Raw genomic sequence first — 14,489 nt, 5'->3', positions numbered from 1 at the left:
AGAATAGAACACGTTTCAATCGCCGGCCGCTACGGCCCGAGGTGCCCATGTACATCGGATACACCGAAGAACAAGAAGCGCTCCGCAAGGAGCTCCGTGCGTACTACGAGAAGCTCCTCACGCCCGAGATCCGCGACCAGCTCCACAAGGAGCATGGTTGTGGCCCCGTGCACCGAGAGGTCGTCCGTGAGATGGCCAAGGACGGTTGGCTCGGGATCGGCTGGCCGAAGGAGTACGGCGGACAGGGACGCTCCCAGATCGAGCAGTTCATCTTCTTCGACGAGTCGATGCGCTGCACCGCTCCGGTACCGATGCTGACGATCAACACGGTCGGACCGACGATCGCAGCCCACGGCACCGAGGAGCAGAAGGACTTCTATCTCCCGAAGATCCTCGCGGGCGAGATCAGCTTCTGCATCGGCTACAGCGAGCCCGGCGCGGGCACGGACCTGGCTGCGCTGACCACGCGTGCCGAGCGCGACGGCGACGAGTACGTGATCAACGGGCAGAAGCTTTGGACCAGTCTCGCCGGTGACGCCGACTACTGCTGGCTCGCGGTGCGCACCGACCCGGACGCGGCGAAGCATGCGGGCCTGTCGATCATCATCGTCGACATGAAGAACACGCCGGGCATCCGCATCGACCCGCTCGACCTGATCGGAGACCACGACATCAACGCCGTGTTCTTCGACGATGTGCGCGTCCCCGCGAAGAACATCATCGCCGGCGAGAACAAGGGCTGGAAGCTGATCACGGGTCAGCTGAACCACGAGCGCGTCACGATCTGCTCGTCCGGCATTCTCGAGCGCGCCTTCGAGGAGACTCGCGCCTGGGCCAGCCAGGCCGAGCTCGCCGAGGGCGGCAAGGTGATCGACCAGGAGTGGGTGCAGATCAACCTCGCCCGCGTCTACGCGGGGCTCGAGTTCCTGCGCCTGATCAACTGGAAGGTGGCGTGGACGGCATCGCTGGACACGTTGTCCCCCGCGGACGCCTCGACCACGAAGGTGTTCGGCACCGAGTGGTACCTCGAGAGCCTGCGTCTCCTGATGGAGATCACCGGTCAGCGCGGCTACCTCCGGCGCGGCTGCCCCGAAGCACCCGCCCTCGGTCAGCTCGAAACCCTCTACCGCGGCCTCCTGATCCTCACCTTCGGCGGCGGCACCAACGAGATCCAGCGCGACCTGATCGGCCTGTTCGGGCTCGGTCTGCCGCGCATTCCCCGCCACTAGCGCGCGGCCGGAGATCCCCATGGACTTCTCTCTTTCCGAAGAACAGCAGGCGATCGGCGAACTCGCCCGTCAGATCCTGCAGGACCAGTCGACGAACGAGCGGCAGCGCGAAGTCGAGCACAGCGATGGCCCGCGCTTCGACGCGAAGCTCTGGGACGCCGTCGCCGAGGCCGGGCTGCTGGGCATTGCCGTTCCCGAGGCCCATGGCGGCGCGGGGCTCGGCTTCCTGGAGCTGTCCGCGATCCTCGAGCAGATGGGGCGCTTCACCGCGCCCATTCCGTTCTACGAGACGGTGGTGCTCGGCGCCCTGCCGCTGGCCCAGTTCGGCACCGACACCCAGTGCCAGGCCTGGCTGCCGAAGCTGGCCCAGGGCCAGGTGAAGCTGACCGCGGCGCTCGTGGCCGATGCGCCGACCACGGCGGCGCGTCAGGGCGACGGATTCACGCTGAACGGGAAGAAGCTGTGCGTCCCGGCGGCCGCGATCGCCGACCTCGTGCTGGTTCCCGCCGAGGTCGACGGTCGTACGACCGTGTTCCTGGTGGAGACCCAGGCCGCGGGCGTTTCGCTCGACCCGCTCGACACCACCACCGGTTCGCCCGAGTCGGTGCTCACCCTCGCGGGCGTGCGCGTTGGTGAGGACGCCGTGCTCGGCGGCATCGGTGCCGGCGACGACGTGATCGCCTGGCTCGAAGAGCGGGCCACGGCGGCGCTCTGTCTCCAGTCGCTCGGACTCTGTCAGGCCTCGCTCGAACTCACCTCGGACTACGTGAAGACCCGCAAGCAGTTCGACCAGCCCATCGCGATGTTCCAAGCGGTGGGACACCGTGCCGCCGACGCCTACATCGACACCGAGGGGATCCGGCTGACCACCTGGCAGGCGGCCTGGCGGATCTCGGCGGGTCTCGACGCCGCGAAGCAGGTGGCGGTGGCGAAGTTCTGGTGCGCCGAGGGGGCGAAGCGGGTCGTCCACGCGGCGGCCCACCTCCACGGTGGAGTCGGGGTCGACCGCGAGTACCCGCTGCACCGCTATTTCCTGTGGGCCCGTCAGATCGAGCTCACCCTCGGCGGCGGGACGCCCCAGCTCCGCAAGCTCGGGCGGCTGCTCGCGGCCGAGGTCGCCTAGCCAGCCTCCGCCGGGGCAGCGGGGAATCGGGGAGTCCGGGATCAGGGAGTCGGGGAACTGACTGCGGCTCTGCGCGCAGGGTCCGGCGCGGTGTAGGATGGCCCGGCTGGGAAGGGCCGGAGGTCCGATGCCGCGCATTTTCCGATTCGCGTTCCCGTGGGCGCTCGCCGGAGCGCTGCTCGCCCTGCCCGCAGCCGCGACGCCCGTGCGGGTCCAGTGGTCGACCAGCGACGCCCTGATCGACGCCGCGTCGGGGCAGGCCCTCGGCGCCTGGACGAGTTTCGACGTCGACGTCGATCTCGCGGCGGCCGGCGAGCAGGCCTATGCGATTCCCAGCCCGACCCTGCAGGTCGGCACGAGCCCCACCGGACCCCACATCGACTACGTCACCGCCAGCGCCGACGCCCTCTTCCTGCTCTACGACGCAGCCACTGGGGCCGGACGCATCGGGGTCGACCCGAACGCGGGGCCGAACGCCTCGATCCTCTTCGAAGCCTTCGACCGCGGCCCGAGCGATCCGGGCTCTTCGGTCGAGACCGACTGCACCTATTGGACCGGACCGCCGGTCGCGAGCTGCGTGGCGCTGACCCTGCTCCTCGGAAACGCGGACCCGCGTGTGTTCTGGTTCGAGGACGGTGGGGTCTTCGCGTTCCCGATCCCGGGGAAGCACTCGCCCCAGTCGGTGTCGGTCGAGGTGATTCCCGAGCCGGGCACCGCGGCGCTCGTGGGTCTGGGGTTGCTGGCGTTCGGCTGGCGACGCGCGCGTCACCCGGCGCGCTAGCGCACGCGGCTCTCGCGCTCCTCGGGGATCGCGAAGCGCTCCTGGTAGGCGGCGTAGCGTTCGCGCAGCCCGTCGCGGTCGAGACCGAAGTCGCGGCCGTCGTAGCGGTGGCGTCCGTGCACGTCCTGCGGTCGCTCGCGCATCCACGCCTCCATGCGTCTTCGGTGGAGCGGGCTCACCTGCGTGCCGAAGGCGGTGTAGAGCCGGTCGACCGACTCCACCGGGTTCGCGACGAAGTCGGCGTACTGGAGGTGCTGACACCAGTCGCGTTCGGTCTGGGCGGCATCGAAGGCCATCCCGCGCGAGACCGCGAGGTGGAGCTTGCGATCCCACTCGCGACCGACGGCGAGCGGATCCGTGTGGTCCGAGTTCGCGCGTTGCAGCGCGGTGTTCAAGCTCGCGACCGACGGGACGACCTTCAACGGGTCGCGGTGGGTCCAGACGATACGGGCGTCGGGGTAGGTGCGTCGCAGGTCTTCGAGATGCCAGAGGTGCTGGGGCGTCTTCAGCGACCAGGCCCCCGTCGGATAGCGCGACTGCAACACCTGGAGCGCCAGCTTGTGGAGGTCGTAGGCGCCCGCCATCGACGCCCCTTCCAACCAACGCCCGTAGGACGGCATGTGGGCCTGGGTTTCGAGCGCGAGGGAGCGCAGCTCGAAATTGAAGAGCGTCACGCACTCGGTGGCGAGCGTGGCACCGAAGGGATGCATGGCGCGCACGGCCGGGTTGAGGTTCTCGAGCTGGCCGAAGCGCTTCGCGGATTCTGCGATCCGCGGGTCTTCCGCGTGGGTGGCCAGGTCCGGCGGCGGCACCGGCTCCGACGCTTCCCACTGCAGGAGCGGACGCATCTCCGGGTCCAGTCCGAGCAGGAGCGAGAGCAGGGTCGTCCCCGTTCGCGGGAGCCCGACGACGACCCAGGGACGTTCGATGCGCTCCTCGCGCACTTCGGGGTGATGCTTCGCCCAGTCGATCAGGCGCAGCCGCGAGGCCAGGCTGCCGACGAGGAGTCCCCGAAGCGCGATGCGTCCGAAGCTGCTGAGCTGGGCTTCGCGCTCGATCGAGTCGCAGAGGACGTCGAGGGGCTCGCGCCAGCCGTCGTCGCCGAAGTCGTCGAGGCGGGCCTGGCTGCGCGCCGCGCCCACGATCGACTCGGGCGTGAGCCGGGGCAGATCCCAACCCATGCGACGCAGCCGAGCGCCGACGCGGTTCCAGGCGCGCAGGACGCGCGGCTGCAGCCCGGCATCGCGGAACGTGACGTCAGGAGCCGACACGGGTGACCTCCCTCTGCACGCTCATTCCCCGAAGCACGTGTCGACGCGCCGCGCGGCTTCGAGCCACGGGTGGTCGACCGGCACCAGCTTCTTCTTGCCGGCTACTTCGGACAGGGGTACCGCGACGGTCTCCTCGCCGCGCACGGCGGTCATCACGCCGGCCTCTCCACGCGCGACGAGGTCTGCGGCGGCGGTGCCGAGCCGGGTCGACAGCAGCCGGTCGTAGGCCGACGGGGTTCCGCCGCGCACCAGGTGGCCGAGGATCGTCAAGCGCGACTCCTGGCCGGTGCGCGCCTCCAGGGCCTCGGTGAGTTCGAGGGTATGGTCGGTGTGGCGGTCGTGGAACTCGTCGAGCTGGGCCGAGAAGGCGCGCCGTTCTTCCTTCGTGCGCGCAGACTCACGCTGCTCGAGCAGGGACTGCACCTGTTCCTGCTGCACCCGGCTCATCGCTCCCTCGGCCACCGCCACGATGCTGAAGTGTTTCCCCGTGCGGCTGCGCGCGCTGATGGCGTCGGCGACGGCGTCGATGTCGTAGGGAATCTCGGGGATCAGGATTACGTCGGCGCCGCCCGCGACGCCGGCGCCGAGGGTCAGCCAGCCCGCGCGGTGTCCCATGATCTCGACGACGATGATGCGGTTGTGGCTGGTCGCCGTGGAGTGGAGGCGATCGATGGCCTCGGTGGCGATCTGGCGCGCGGTGTCGAAGCCGAAGGTGATGTCGGTGCCCGACACGTCGTTGTCGATCGTCTTCGGCAACGTCACGACGTTGAGTCCGGCCTTTGCCAGGCGCAGGGCGTTCTTCTGGGTGCCACCGCCGCCGAGGCAGACCAGGCAGTCGAGGCGGTGGCGGCGGTAGGTCTCGACGACCGCATCGGTCATGTCGAGCACGCGTTCGCCCACGGCCATCTTGTGGGGCTTGTCGCGGCTGGTGCCGAGGATCGTGCCGCCGTCGGTCAGGATGCCCGACAGCGAGGTGAGGTCGAGCTTCAGGGTGCGATCGCGCACGAGGCCGCGGAAGCCGTCGAGGAAGCCCAACACTTCCATCCCGTGCTGTTGGATCGCCGCTTTGCCGAAGCCACGGATCGCGGCGTTGAGACCCGGGCAATCGCCGCCGCTGGTGAGAATGCCCACGTGCTTCGACATCGAACCCGAAGCCTAGGAGGCTCGGCGGGCGGACTCAATGCACCGGGCGCACTCGGTGCCCCGCGCTACTCGATCCGCGAGACCGCGTAGCCTCGGCCCGAGAGCAGCGCCGGGATCCCGCGCTCCCCAACCAGGTGGAGCAGCCCGACCACGACGAACCGCAGCTTGCCGTCCTGGGCCAGGTCTTCGAGTCGACGCGCCATCTGTTCGTTGCGCTTGTAGATGACGTGCTCGTAGAAGGTGGCGAGTTCCGGATCTTGCGGGTCGAGCAGATCGGTCAGTGCGTCGGTGTCCCCGCTCTGCCAGGAACGCACCAGCTGGGCCGGGTCCGCCGCACGATCCGGGTCCGGGTCGAGCGCATCGCGCAGCAGTCGATCCTGGACCGGGATCGGCAGGTCGGCGAGGGTCTGCAGCTGGGATTCGAGGGTCTCGAGCCCGATTACCGGCTTCGGATCCGAGGCCGCGTCGGGGCCCGCGCCCCCCCGAGCCCGGTCGTCGATCTGGCGGTCGATGCCCTGCTCCGGGATCAGGCCGGCTGAAAGGTAGGCACCCTGGACCAACGCGAAGCCGAGCCACCAGGGCTGCATGCCCTGGACCGCTTCGACGGGCTGGCCCGCCTCGGCGAAGCGCGCCTCGACGAGCGCCCAGGTCTCGGGCGTGAGCACGCTCTCCAGCGTCGCCGGCGGTTCGAGGGTTCCGTACTGCTCCGCCAACAGCAGGGTCTGCTCCGGATCCACCTTCGAGAGATCGATCTCCATCACGACCTCGTCCGAACGCGCATAGGCCTCTTCGACGAGCGGGCCGAAGGCGAGGTCCTCGTTGCCGAAGTGGATCGATCCGAACAGGAAGAAGGAGCCGCGGTCTCCTTCGGCGCGCCAGAGACCTGGCCGCGCGGGCGTCCCGGGCGCGTAGGTGCCACCCGGGGCGGCCGGGAAGTCGATCCACGGCTCGGGCAGCTCGACGTCGAGGATCGGCGTCTCGATGGGCGGCGCCGGCGCGCTCTCCGTGGCGCACGCCACGGGGAGGACCAGACCGAGCAGGGCCGCGAGCAGGAGGGGAAAGCGCCGCACTTCCCCCCGAGCATAGACCGATTCTCGGAAGCTGCGGGGCTGGCCTCGGGTGCGCCCGGCGATCGGATGTGCTGGTGTCCTCGGCGTGGGAATCGGGTTCCTCGTCGCCGTGCCCTTGCTGCTCGGTTTGATCGCCTGGGCGAGCGCCGCCTTGTGGATCGACGGCCCTTCCTCTCGCCTCCCCGGGCGCTTGATGGCCCTCGTCTACGCGGCGACCGCCCTCGCGCTGCTCCTCTGGGTGCGGCCGCTGATCTACGGCGTGGCCGGCGCCGCGCTGCTCAGCGGCGGCGTCTATTTCTGGTGGACGACTCTGCGTCCGCGCAGCGACCGCAACTGGGAGGCGCCTCTCTCGCGCACACCCCGCGCGCGCCTGCAGGGCGACGAGATCACCGTCGAGAACGTGCGCTGTTTCGAGTACCGCACGCCCGAGGACTTCGACGAGCGTTGGGAGACCCGCCACTACCGCTGGTCCCAGCTCCAGGGCATGGACCTCTTCCTCTCCTACTGGGGTCCGCGTTGGATCGCGCACATGATCGCGAGCTGGCGTTTCGAGAACGCGCCGCCCCTCGCCATCTCGATCGAGGTGCGCAAACAGGCGCACGAGGAGTACTCGGCGATCGAGAGCTTCTTCCGCCGCTTCGAACTGCACTACGTCGCTGCCGACGAACGCGATCTCGTGCGTCTGCGCACCCACGGTCGCGGCGAGGACGTGTACCTCTACCCGCTGAAGATCGAACACGAAACCGCGAAGGGGCTCCTGCTCGAGTACCTGACCGAGTTGAACGAGCTCGCCGACGCGCCGCGCTGGTACAATGCGGCCACGCGCAACTGCACCACGGCGAGTTGGGACCACGTACGTGCCGTCACGCCTGGGGATCCGTGGAACTGGCGGATCCTGTTGAACGGGCACCTCGACGAACTCGGTTACGAGCGCGGCTTGATCCACACCGGGTTGCCCTTCGAAACGCTCCGAGAGCGGAGCGCCATCACCGCCAGGGCCCAGGCGCTGCCCGACGACGCCGACTTCTCGCGGGCAATCCGGGAAGGCTTGCCCGGTGAAGCTCCCGACCCCATCCCGCCGACGCCGCCCTAGCCAGCGCACGAGGAGGACCTGCATGCCGCGAAGCACACTCGCCATCGCATCCGCCGCCGGGCTCCTGGGGCTGGCCTGCGCGAGTCCGGCGCCGAGCACCCGCAGCACCCCCGCGCCGACGACGGTGGCGCCCGGCGGTTCTTCGCTGGCAGCGCTCACACCCGCTGGGTCGGGGCACGCCGCGTTCTGTGGCGGTCGTTGGATCGATGTGACCGCGCCCGTGAACGCGATCAGCGCCGACTTCGAGGCCCAGCGTCTCGCCTACGACCGCTCGCGCATGCAGGACTGCTCGGGAATGCTCCACCAGGTGTTGCGCCGCTTCGAGGCCGAGTACTGCCCCGAAGCCGCGGGCGCCTTCCCCGACCCGTCGCGCTGGCGTTCGTCCGACGGGATCGCGGCGTTCTACGCATCACGCGGTCTCTTCACGGTGGTCGACAGCGGAGCCGAGCTGCGAAACGCCGAGGCGCTGCGGCCGGGATCCATCGTCTTCTACGGATCGCGGCACCAGCGCTACACCGGGCTCTCGCCGCAGGAAGCGGCGGCGGTCGTCTCCCACGTGGGCATCGTGACGAGCGTCGTGCGCGGCCCCGAGGGTGTGCAGAGCTACGCGATCTTCCACGGTCGGCGCGTGGGCCGACCTGCGGCGGTCACCAACTACCACGTGCGCCAGCCGCGGAACGGGGGCAGCCCGCCGTTCGGGAACGGTCGCCAACAGTGGGTGGGCTGGGCGCCGCTGCTGCCCGGTCGCTGACCTAGCCGAGTACGCCCGCGTCGCGCAGCGCCGCGATCGCGTCGGCGTCCAGCTCCAACAGGTCGCGCAGCACGTCGTCGGTGCTGGCGCCGAGCGGTTCAGCCGGTGTCGTGTCGGTATCGGTGCGTGACAGGCGCACCGGGAAGGCGGGACCGTGGAACCCACTCGCGGCATCCGCTTCGGCGTCGGGGTGATGCAGGGGCACCAGTGCGCCCCGATGCGCGACCTGCGGATCCGCGGTCGCCGCGTAGGCGCTCTGCAAGGGGCCCACCGGCACGCCGGCGGCGTGCAGGGCGGTGACGGCCGCGTCGGTGGTCTGGGTCGCGCACCAGTCCGACACCACGGCGTGGACCGCGTCGCGCGCGGCCACCCGCGCGCGGAGGTCCGGATAGCGCGGCCCGAGTTCGGGTCGTCCGAAGAGCGTCGCCATCTGTTCCCACTGCGCCTGGGACGTGACCACCAGCGCAACCCAGCCATCCCGGGTGGCGAACAGTCCGAAGGGCGCACCGCGCGGATCGCTGTTGCCGTAGCGCTCGGGCACGCCTCGCGCCGCGTAGTGGTCGAGGGGCTCGTCCCAGAGCAGGCTGACCAGCGTGTCGAGCATCGCGATGTCGACCTTCTGCCCCTGGCCGTCCCGATCGCGCTGACGCAAGGCGGCCACCACGCCGAGGGCGGCGTAGATCGCGGGCAGCTGATCGCCGACAGTGGCGCCGACCTTCGTGGGCTCTCCGTCGGCGAAACCGGTCTTCGCCATCAGACCCGAAACGGCTTGCACGATCAGGTCGAGGCTCGAGCGCCCTGCGAGGGGTCCGTCGGGCCCGTAGCCGGTGATGCTGCAGTGGACGAGGCGCGGAAAGCGCTCGCGAAGCATCGCGTCGTCGAAGCCCAGGTTCGCGAGTGCTCCCGGCACGAAGTTCTCGACCAACACGTCGCTCTTCGCGAGCAATGCGGTAAAGACGCGCTTCCCTTCCGGGTGCTTGAGATCGAGCACGATGCTGCGCTTGCCGCGTCCGCGTCGCAGCGGGGAGAGCGCGAGGTCGCGTTCGCCGCGGCGGCCGTCGTGGACCCCGTCGGGCCCGACGAAGGGAGGCGAGAGCCAGGTGACGTCGCCCCCCGGCGCTTCGACACGGACCACCTCGGCGCCGAGGGCGCCCAGCAGCCACGCGCAGAGGGGACCCGACACGACCCGACTCACGTCGAGCACCCGAATGCCGTCGAGGGGCTTCATGGCGCGGGAGGGTGCCCGCCGCCCCCGTCCCGGGCAAGGCGTTACCATGCGCGGCCATGAGTTGGGAGCCCGAAGTCGAGGAACTGGAACGGCGCCGAGCGGCCGCCCTGGAAGGGGGCGGCGCCGAAGCGACCGAGAAGCAGCACGCACGCGGGCGATTGACCGTCCGCGAGCGGATCGACGCGCTGGTCGACGCCGACAGCTTTCGCGAACAGGGCGGGATCGCGGGGATCTCGGAAACCGACGACGACGGCCGGCTGGTCCGCTTCACACCCACCAACGCCGTGATGGGACACGCGCGCATCGAGGACCGCCCCGTGGTCGTCTGCGGCGACGACTTCACCCTGCGCGGGGGCGCGTACTCGCCCGCCGGCATGCAGAAGGCCGAGTACGCCGACCGGCTCGCCACGAAGCTGCGGATCCCGAGCGTGCGCCTGCTCGAGGCGGGAGGGGCTTCGGTGTCCGGCGTGACCGGCACGAAGGGCCGCTCGGGTTACGACTTCGTCGCCGGCGCCACCTCGAATCTCGCGCTCCTGGAAGCGCGCGCCAGCGTTCCGCTCGTCGCCGCGGCGCTGGGCCCGGTTGCCGGCTATCCCGCCGGGCGCCTGGTCGCGTCGCACTTCTCGGTGATGACGAAGGACACCTCGCAGGTGCTCGTCGGCGGTCCGGCGCTGGTGGCCCAGGCGATCGGGGAGGACGCCACCAAGGAAGACCTGGGCAGCGCGAAGGTCCAGGGGCGCAACGGTGTCGTCGACAACGTCGCCGTCGACGAAGCCGACGTTTGGCGCCAGATCCGGGCCTTCCTCTCCTATCTGCCGTCGAACGTCTGGGAAGGTCCGCCGGTGCGCCCCTGCGACGACCCCCGCGATCGCGCCGAAGAGAAGCTGCTGACCTGGGTGCCCCGCGAGAGCCGGCGCGCCTACAAGATGCGGCGCGTCTTCCAGGCGGTCGTCGACCGCGACTCCTTCTTCGAGTTGTCTCCCGGCTACGGGCGCTCCCAGATCACGGGCCTCGCGCGGGTGGCCGGCCATCCGGTGGGCGTCATGGCGAACGACCCCGTGGTGCACGGCGGCAGCATGACGGCCGAGGGCGCGCAGAAGCTGCGGCGCTTCGTCGAGCTCTGCGACTCCTTCCACCTGCCGATCGTGTCCTTCATGGATGAGCCGGGCTTCATGATCGGCACCGAAGCCGAACGCGCCGCCACGATTCGCTACGGCATGGAGACGATGTTCGCCGTGAACCAGACGATCGTGCCCTGGCTGACGATCGTCGTGCGCAAGAGCTTTGGCGTAGCCGCCGGGCTGCACCTCGGGCCGGGCGGAACCGTCGTGGCCTGGCCGTCGGCCCAGAGCGGTTCGATGCCCGTCGAGAGCGGCGTCGCGCTGGCCCATGGACGCGAGATTGCGGCCTCGGACGATCCCGAAGCCCTACGCAGCCGGCTCGAGGCCGAGTATGCCGACGCCCAGTCGATGCTGCCGCGCGCCGAGGAGTTTGGCGTGCACGATCTGATCGATCCGCGCGAAACGCGCGCACTGCTCTGCGACTGGATCGATCAGATCCAACCGGTGCTCGTGCAGCAGCGTGGGCCGCGCCGCTACGCGCCCCGGCCCTGAGGCAGCGAACGTGCAGTCGCGCTAGCGGCGGCGATAGCGCGGTTCGCGCTCTTCGCTGCGCGCCGCCTTGAACTCGGCGTAGTCGTCCGAAGCCTGGGTCAGAACCTGAGTGACCGCCTCTTCCTGGATCGAGGCTTTCACGGCGGGATCGGCCAGGCGCGACAGGGTCCGCCGAAACATCTTCACGGTGAACGCCGGCATGCGGGCGATCTCGTGGGCCATCTCGAGGCAGGTGTCGTCGAGGGCTTCGTCCGGCACCACCCGAGACACGATCCCGTGTCGCAGGGCCTCCTCGGCGTCGAGGGCGCGTCCGGTAAGGGCGAGATCCGCGGCGAGCCCGTGGCCGGCCATCTGGAAGAGCCGCGCCGTGCCTCCCGAGTCGGGGACCACCCCGTGCTTCACCTCGGGCAGCATCATGCGCGCGCTCTCCCCCGCGACGCGCATGTCACAGAGCAGCGCGCGTTCGAAGGACCCGCCGATCACCCACCCCTTGAGCGCGACGATGATCGGCGCGGGGACGCTGAAGAAGTTCTGGGTGCCCGCGTGGCCGCGCTCGATGAAGTCGAGGTTGCTGATGTCCTCGGTCCGCACGCCGAGCTGGGTGGTGTCGCGGCCCGACGAGAACGACTTGCCGTTGCCGCGCCAGACGATTGCGCGCACGTCCTCGCGACCGTGCAGCTCCCCGAGGGCCTGCCAGAGCTGGGCGTCCATCTCATCGTTGGCGGCGTTGTGCTTCTCGGGTCGGTTGTTCGAGAGCACCGCGACGCCGTCCTGGATCTCGAGGGTGATCAGATCACTCGCCACCGTGTTCTCCTCGCGTGTCGCGGGTCCGGGACGTGGGTCGGCGGACCGAGACGGTCGATCCTAACAGGGACGGCGCCCAACGCCTCAGCTCCCAGGCGGCGTGTACCAGATGGGCGACGTCCAGGCGCGCTCCTGCACCGTCTTCGGGAAGCGCTCGTCGCAACAGCCCTCGTAGCCGGGCGGCACCGTCGCGTCGCAGCGGATCCCCGCCTCGTTGCACGCGAACGCTTGCCAGCGGCAGCTCGGATTCTGCAGGACGCGCGCGTAGTAGAGCGCTGGTTCGTCGGCGTCGAAGTCCGGGTCCTCCCAGACCTCGCAGAGCTGGGGGAAGCCTTCGCCTTCCGGCTCGCAGGTGTCGGGGTCGACGCTCGCGCCGTTCCTGCCATCGCCGGCGACATCGACCACCTTCTCGCGGGTCTTTCCGTCCTCCACCCACAGCTTGATGATCTGCACGCGCTGCAGCGGGACTCCCGGCGCGTCGACGGTGCCGACGTCCTGAAGCGCCCAGACGGCGATGCGCGGAGCCGCTTCGGCCGACGCGGCCGGGGCGAGGACGCCGCCCATCGGCACGCCGCCCTGGTAGCCCTCGCGCGCGAAGCGCGGACCGCAGAGATCGTCCGGGTAGTCCCACCCGCCGAAGAGGCGAACTTCGATGCGGGGTCCGCTCGTGCCGAAGGTCTCGCGTCGACGCATGGCCTCGAAGAGCGCGTCCCGCGAGTTCTCTTCCGCCCAGACGCCCGCGAGGCCGCCCGGGTTGTACTCGACGCGATCGAGGAGCGCGTCGGGGACCGTCACCCCGAGCTGAATGCCGGCGCCGCCGTGACCGGGAAACTCGCGCTCCTCGATCAGGCCCGGCGTCCCGAGATGGGTATCGGTGCTGCCGATCACCCCGAACTCGAAGGGGTTCACACCGAGCTGCTGCCCCAGCAGCAATCCCTTCGCCTGAGCACCGCGCGTGAAGTTGATCGGTTCCGGTTCCGGGGCCATGAACGTCAGATAGCGACCCAGAAAGGTCGTGTAGGGGAGCAGCTCCGAGTTGCAGAGCTCGTCGCTGGTCCCGACGCCCACGCGGCACTCGGAGTCGCCCTTGTGCTGCATGATCTCGACGATCGGTTCGTTGGCGAGACGGCGCCGCGCGTAGTCGGTGTCGAGGGGCTCCTCGCTCTGCATCTTGTGGTTCGCGAACATGCGACCGCCCGAGAGGTTCGAGTTGTGCGGGATCACGATCGCATCGCAACCCGGCTTCTCCTCGCGACACTCGGCGTCGAGGGCATCCCAGAGGGCGCGGGCCGTGCGCACGTCCGTGGCGCTCGGCGGCAGGTCCGGGACCTTCTCGTTGCGGAAGATCACGTTGCGGTGGAGGTTGTCCGACGTGCCCGCGACCTTCGTCCACTCGTAGCCGACGAAGCTCGTGAAGCGACACTGGGACGAACGGTCGTAGGCCGCCTCGGCGGCCTCCTGCATCACGTTCCAGGGACCGCGCGCCGCCTGCAGACAATCGGCGCCGCCCTCACCGCAGTACTCGAAGCGCGGAGCGCCACGCGCGTTCATCACGAAGAACGCCATCCGCGGCCAGTTGCGGTAGATGCCGCAGACCAGCGCGTCGTAGCCCGGCGCGTCCGGGTTGTTGCAGATCGAGAGCTCACCGAAGAGCTCGGCGTGGTCCGTAACCGCGGCGAAGTCGATGGGGCGCGCCAGCTTCGCCCGGCGCATCGGTTCGCCACGCGTCGTGAACGGGTGAAGCCCGAGCTCCTCGCCCTGGGCGAAGGCGTAGGCCTGGGCGGGGGTCGTGCGCGTGCCCTGGGTGTTGGCGTCGAGCGAATACCGGGTGTGGACGTGCAGGTCGCCGAACCACGCGCGTTTCAGCGGATCGTGGAGCTGGCAGCGCGCACGGTCCTCGGTGCGTTCCACGGCGAGGGACGGCAGCGCGAAGGCGATCGTCAGCCCGAAGAGCAGCGCGCGCTTCATTCGAAGATGTGCCAGATCGCGGAGCGCGCGCGGGTGCTCGACAGAGGCGTCTCGTAGAGGGGCAGGAGCGACGACACCCCCAGTAGGAAGATCACGGTCCCGACCGCGGCGACTTGCATGGGGGGCGAGCCCACCCGCTGGATTCCCTTCACCGCAAAGCTCACGGCGAGGTAGAAGAGCGCGACGTAGAGCGCCGTCTGGACGAGCCCCAGCACTCCGAAAATCGTGGTGAAGCCGCCGCCGTCCGCGACCATCAACGCGGTCAGCATGCCCGTGAAGAAGGCGAGGCGAACCACCGGCGCCCATTCGAGTTCACCCAGGAAGAAGGGCACCGGCATCGTGGCGAGTACGGCGATGAGGAGCCAGCGTCGAGCAATCTTGGAGGGCACGCGCGCAGTCTACGGGATTGCCCGCA

13 protein-coding genes are annotated in these 14,489 nt (G+C 69.7%); 6 read left to right on the top strand and 7 right to left on the bottom strand.

Annotation, left to right across the window (positions count from 1 at the left end):
* Positions 1-47 precede the first annotated feature (47 nt).
* The 3 genes from AAF430_04610 (at position 48) to AAF430_04600 (ending at position 3,133) form a co-directional block, all read left to right on the top strand.
* Positions 48-1,229: an acyl-CoA dehydrogenase family protein gene (locus AAF430_04610; GenBank protein MEM7409503.1), complete on the top strand. Its 1,182-nt coding sequence runs from the start codon at positions 48-50 to the stop codon at positions 1,227-1,229.
* A gap of 19 nt (positions 1,230-1,248) precedes the next feature.
* Positions 1,249-2,352: an acyl-CoA dehydrogenase family protein gene (locus AAF430_04605; GenBank protein MEM7409502.1), complete on the top strand. Its 1,104-nt coding sequence runs from the start codon at positions 1,249-1,251 to the stop codon at positions 2,350-2,352.
* A 127-nt stretch (positions 2,353-2,479) separates the two neighbouring features.
* Positions 2,480-3,133 (top strand): PEP-CTERM sorting domain-containing protein, encoded by a 654-nt coding sequence (locus AAF430_04600; protein ID MEM7409501.1) that lies wholly within the window; start codon positions 2,480-2,482, stop codon positions 3,131-3,133.
* Here the strand turns inward: AAF430_04600 and AAF430_04595 are convergent.
* The 3 genes from AAF430_04595 to AAF430_04585 all read right to left on the bottom strand — a co-directional run bounded on the left by AAF430_04595 (position 3,130) and on the right by AAF430_04585 (position 6,617).
* Positions 3,130-4,404, bottom strand: coding sequence for a sulfotransferase (locus AAF430_04595; GenBank protein ID MEM7409500.1), 1,275 nt, complete (start codon positions 4,402-4,404; stop codon positions 3,130-3,132). The genes AAF430_04600 and AAF430_04595 overlap by 4 nt on opposite strands.
* Positions 4,405-4,425: 21 nt before the next feature.
* Positions 4,426-5,547 carry an ATP-dependent 6-phosphofructokinase gene (locus tag AAF430_04590; protein ID MEM7409499.1) on the bottom strand — a complete coding sequence of 374 codons (1,122 nt, stop codon included), beginning with the start codon at positions 5,545-5,547 and terminating at the stop codon, positions 4,426-4,428.
* A 65-nt stretch (positions 5,548-5,612) separates the two neighbouring features.
* Entirely contained in the window at positions 5,613-6,617 is a 1,005-nt protein-coding gene (locus tag AAF430_04585; protein MEM7409498.1) for a TraB/GumN family protein, read from the bottom strand.
* A gap of 85 nt (positions 6,618-6,702) precedes the next feature.
* Between AAF430_04585 and AAF430_04580 the strand changes: the two genes are divergently transcribed.
* Together AAF430_04580 and AAF430_04575 are read left to right on the top strand one after the other, a co-directional pair.
* On the top strand, positions 6,703-7,710 hold the full coding sequence (locus AAF430_04580; protein ID MEM7409497.1) for a DUF4105 domain-containing protein: 1,008 nt from the start codon (positions 6,703-6,705) through the stop codon (positions 7,708-7,710).
* 22 nt (positions 7,711-7,732) lie between these two features.
* Entirely contained in the window at positions 7,733-8,461 is a 729-nt protein-coding gene (locus AAF430_04575) for a hypothetical protein (protein ID MEM7409496.1), read from the top strand.
* Position 8,462: 1 nt separating this feature from the next.
* Here AAF430_04575 and AAF430_04570 read toward each other — a convergent pair whose 3' ends face one another.
* On the bottom strand, positions 8,463-9,689 hold the full coding sequence (locus AAF430_04570) for a CoA transferase (protein MEM7409495.1): 1,227 nt from the start codon (positions 9,687-9,689) through the stop codon (positions 8,463-8,465).
* 56 nt (positions 9,690-9,745) lie between these two features.
* Here AAF430_04570 and AAF430_04565 point away from each other — a divergent pair, with 56 nt between their 5' ends.
* Complete coding sequence (locus tag AAF430_04565) at positions 9,746-11,302, top strand: carboxyl transferase domain-containing protein (GenBank protein ID MEM7409494.1); 1,557 nt, start codon at positions 9,746-9,748, stop codon at positions 11,300-11,302.
* A 21-nt stretch (positions 11,303-11,323) separates the two neighbouring features.
* Here AAF430_04565 and AAF430_04560 read toward each other — a convergent pair whose 3' ends face one another.
* The 3 genes from AAF430_04560 to AAF430_04550 form a co-directional block, all read right to left on the bottom strand.
* Positions 11,324-12,106 carry an enoyl-CoA hydratase/isomerase family protein gene (locus tag AAF430_04560; GenBank protein MEM7409493.1) on the bottom strand — a complete coding sequence of 261 codons (783 nt, stop codon included), beginning with the start codon at positions 12,104-12,106 and terminating at the stop codon, positions 11,324-11,326.
* A gap of 84 nt (positions 12,107-12,190) precedes the next feature.
* Positions 12,191-14,074 (bottom strand): DUF3604 domain-containing protein, encoded by a 1,884-nt coding sequence (locus AAF430_04555; protein MEM7409492.1) that lies wholly within the window; start codon positions 14,072-14,074, stop codon positions 12,191-12,193.
* Positions 14,071-14,463: a hypothetical protein gene (locus AAF430_04550; protein MEM7409491.1), complete on the bottom strand. Its 393-nt coding sequence runs from the start codon at positions 14,461-14,463 to the stop codon at positions 14,071-14,073. The genes AAF430_04555 and AAF430_04550 overlap by 4 nt, the downstream gene beginning before the upstream one ends.
* Positions 14,464-14,489 lie beyond the last annotated feature (26 nt).

This window comes from Myxococcota bacterium (genome assembly GCA_039030075.1).
GTDB lineage: Bacteria > Myxococcota_A > UBA9160 > UBA9160 > SMWR01 > JAHEJV01.
Note: the sequence above shows the minus strand (reverse complement) of the source record. Positions and strands in the feature narration are given on the sequence as shown.

Bases quoted from the DNA above. Each gene is read 5' to 3' on its own strand.
- AAF430_04600 (MEM7409501.1), top strand. From the start codon at position 2,480: ATGCCGCGCATTTTCCGATTCGCGTTCCCGTGGGCGCTCGCCGGAGCG.
- AAF430_04570 (MEM7409495.1), bottom strand. From the start codon at position 9,689: ATGAAGCCCCTCGACGGCATTCGGGTGCTCGACGTGAGTCGGGTCGTG.
- AAF430_04555 (MEM7409492.1), bottom strand. From the start codon at position 14,074: ATGAAGCGCGCGCTGCTCTTCGGGCTGACGATCGCCTTCGCGCTGCCG.
- AAF430_04565 (MEM7409494.1), top strand. From the start codon at position 9,746: ATGAGTTGGGAGCCCGAAGTCGAGGAACTGGAACGGCGCCGAGCGGCC.
- AAF430_04590 (MEM7409499.1), bottom strand. From the start codon at position 5,547: ATGTCGAAGCACGTGGGCATTCTCACCAGCGGCGGCGATTGCCCGGGT.
- AAF430_04610 (MEM7409503.1), top strand. From the start codon at position 48: ATGTACATCGGATACACCGAAGAACAAGAAGCGCTCCGCAAGGAGCTC.
- AAF430_04605 (MEM7409502.1), top strand. From the start codon at position 1,249: ATGGACTTCTCTCTTTCCGAAGAACAGCAGGCGATCGGCGAACTCGCC.
- AAF430_04575 (MEM7409496.1), top strand. From the start codon at position 7,733: ATGCCGCGAAGCACACTCGCCATCGCATCCGCCGCCGGGCTCCTGGGG.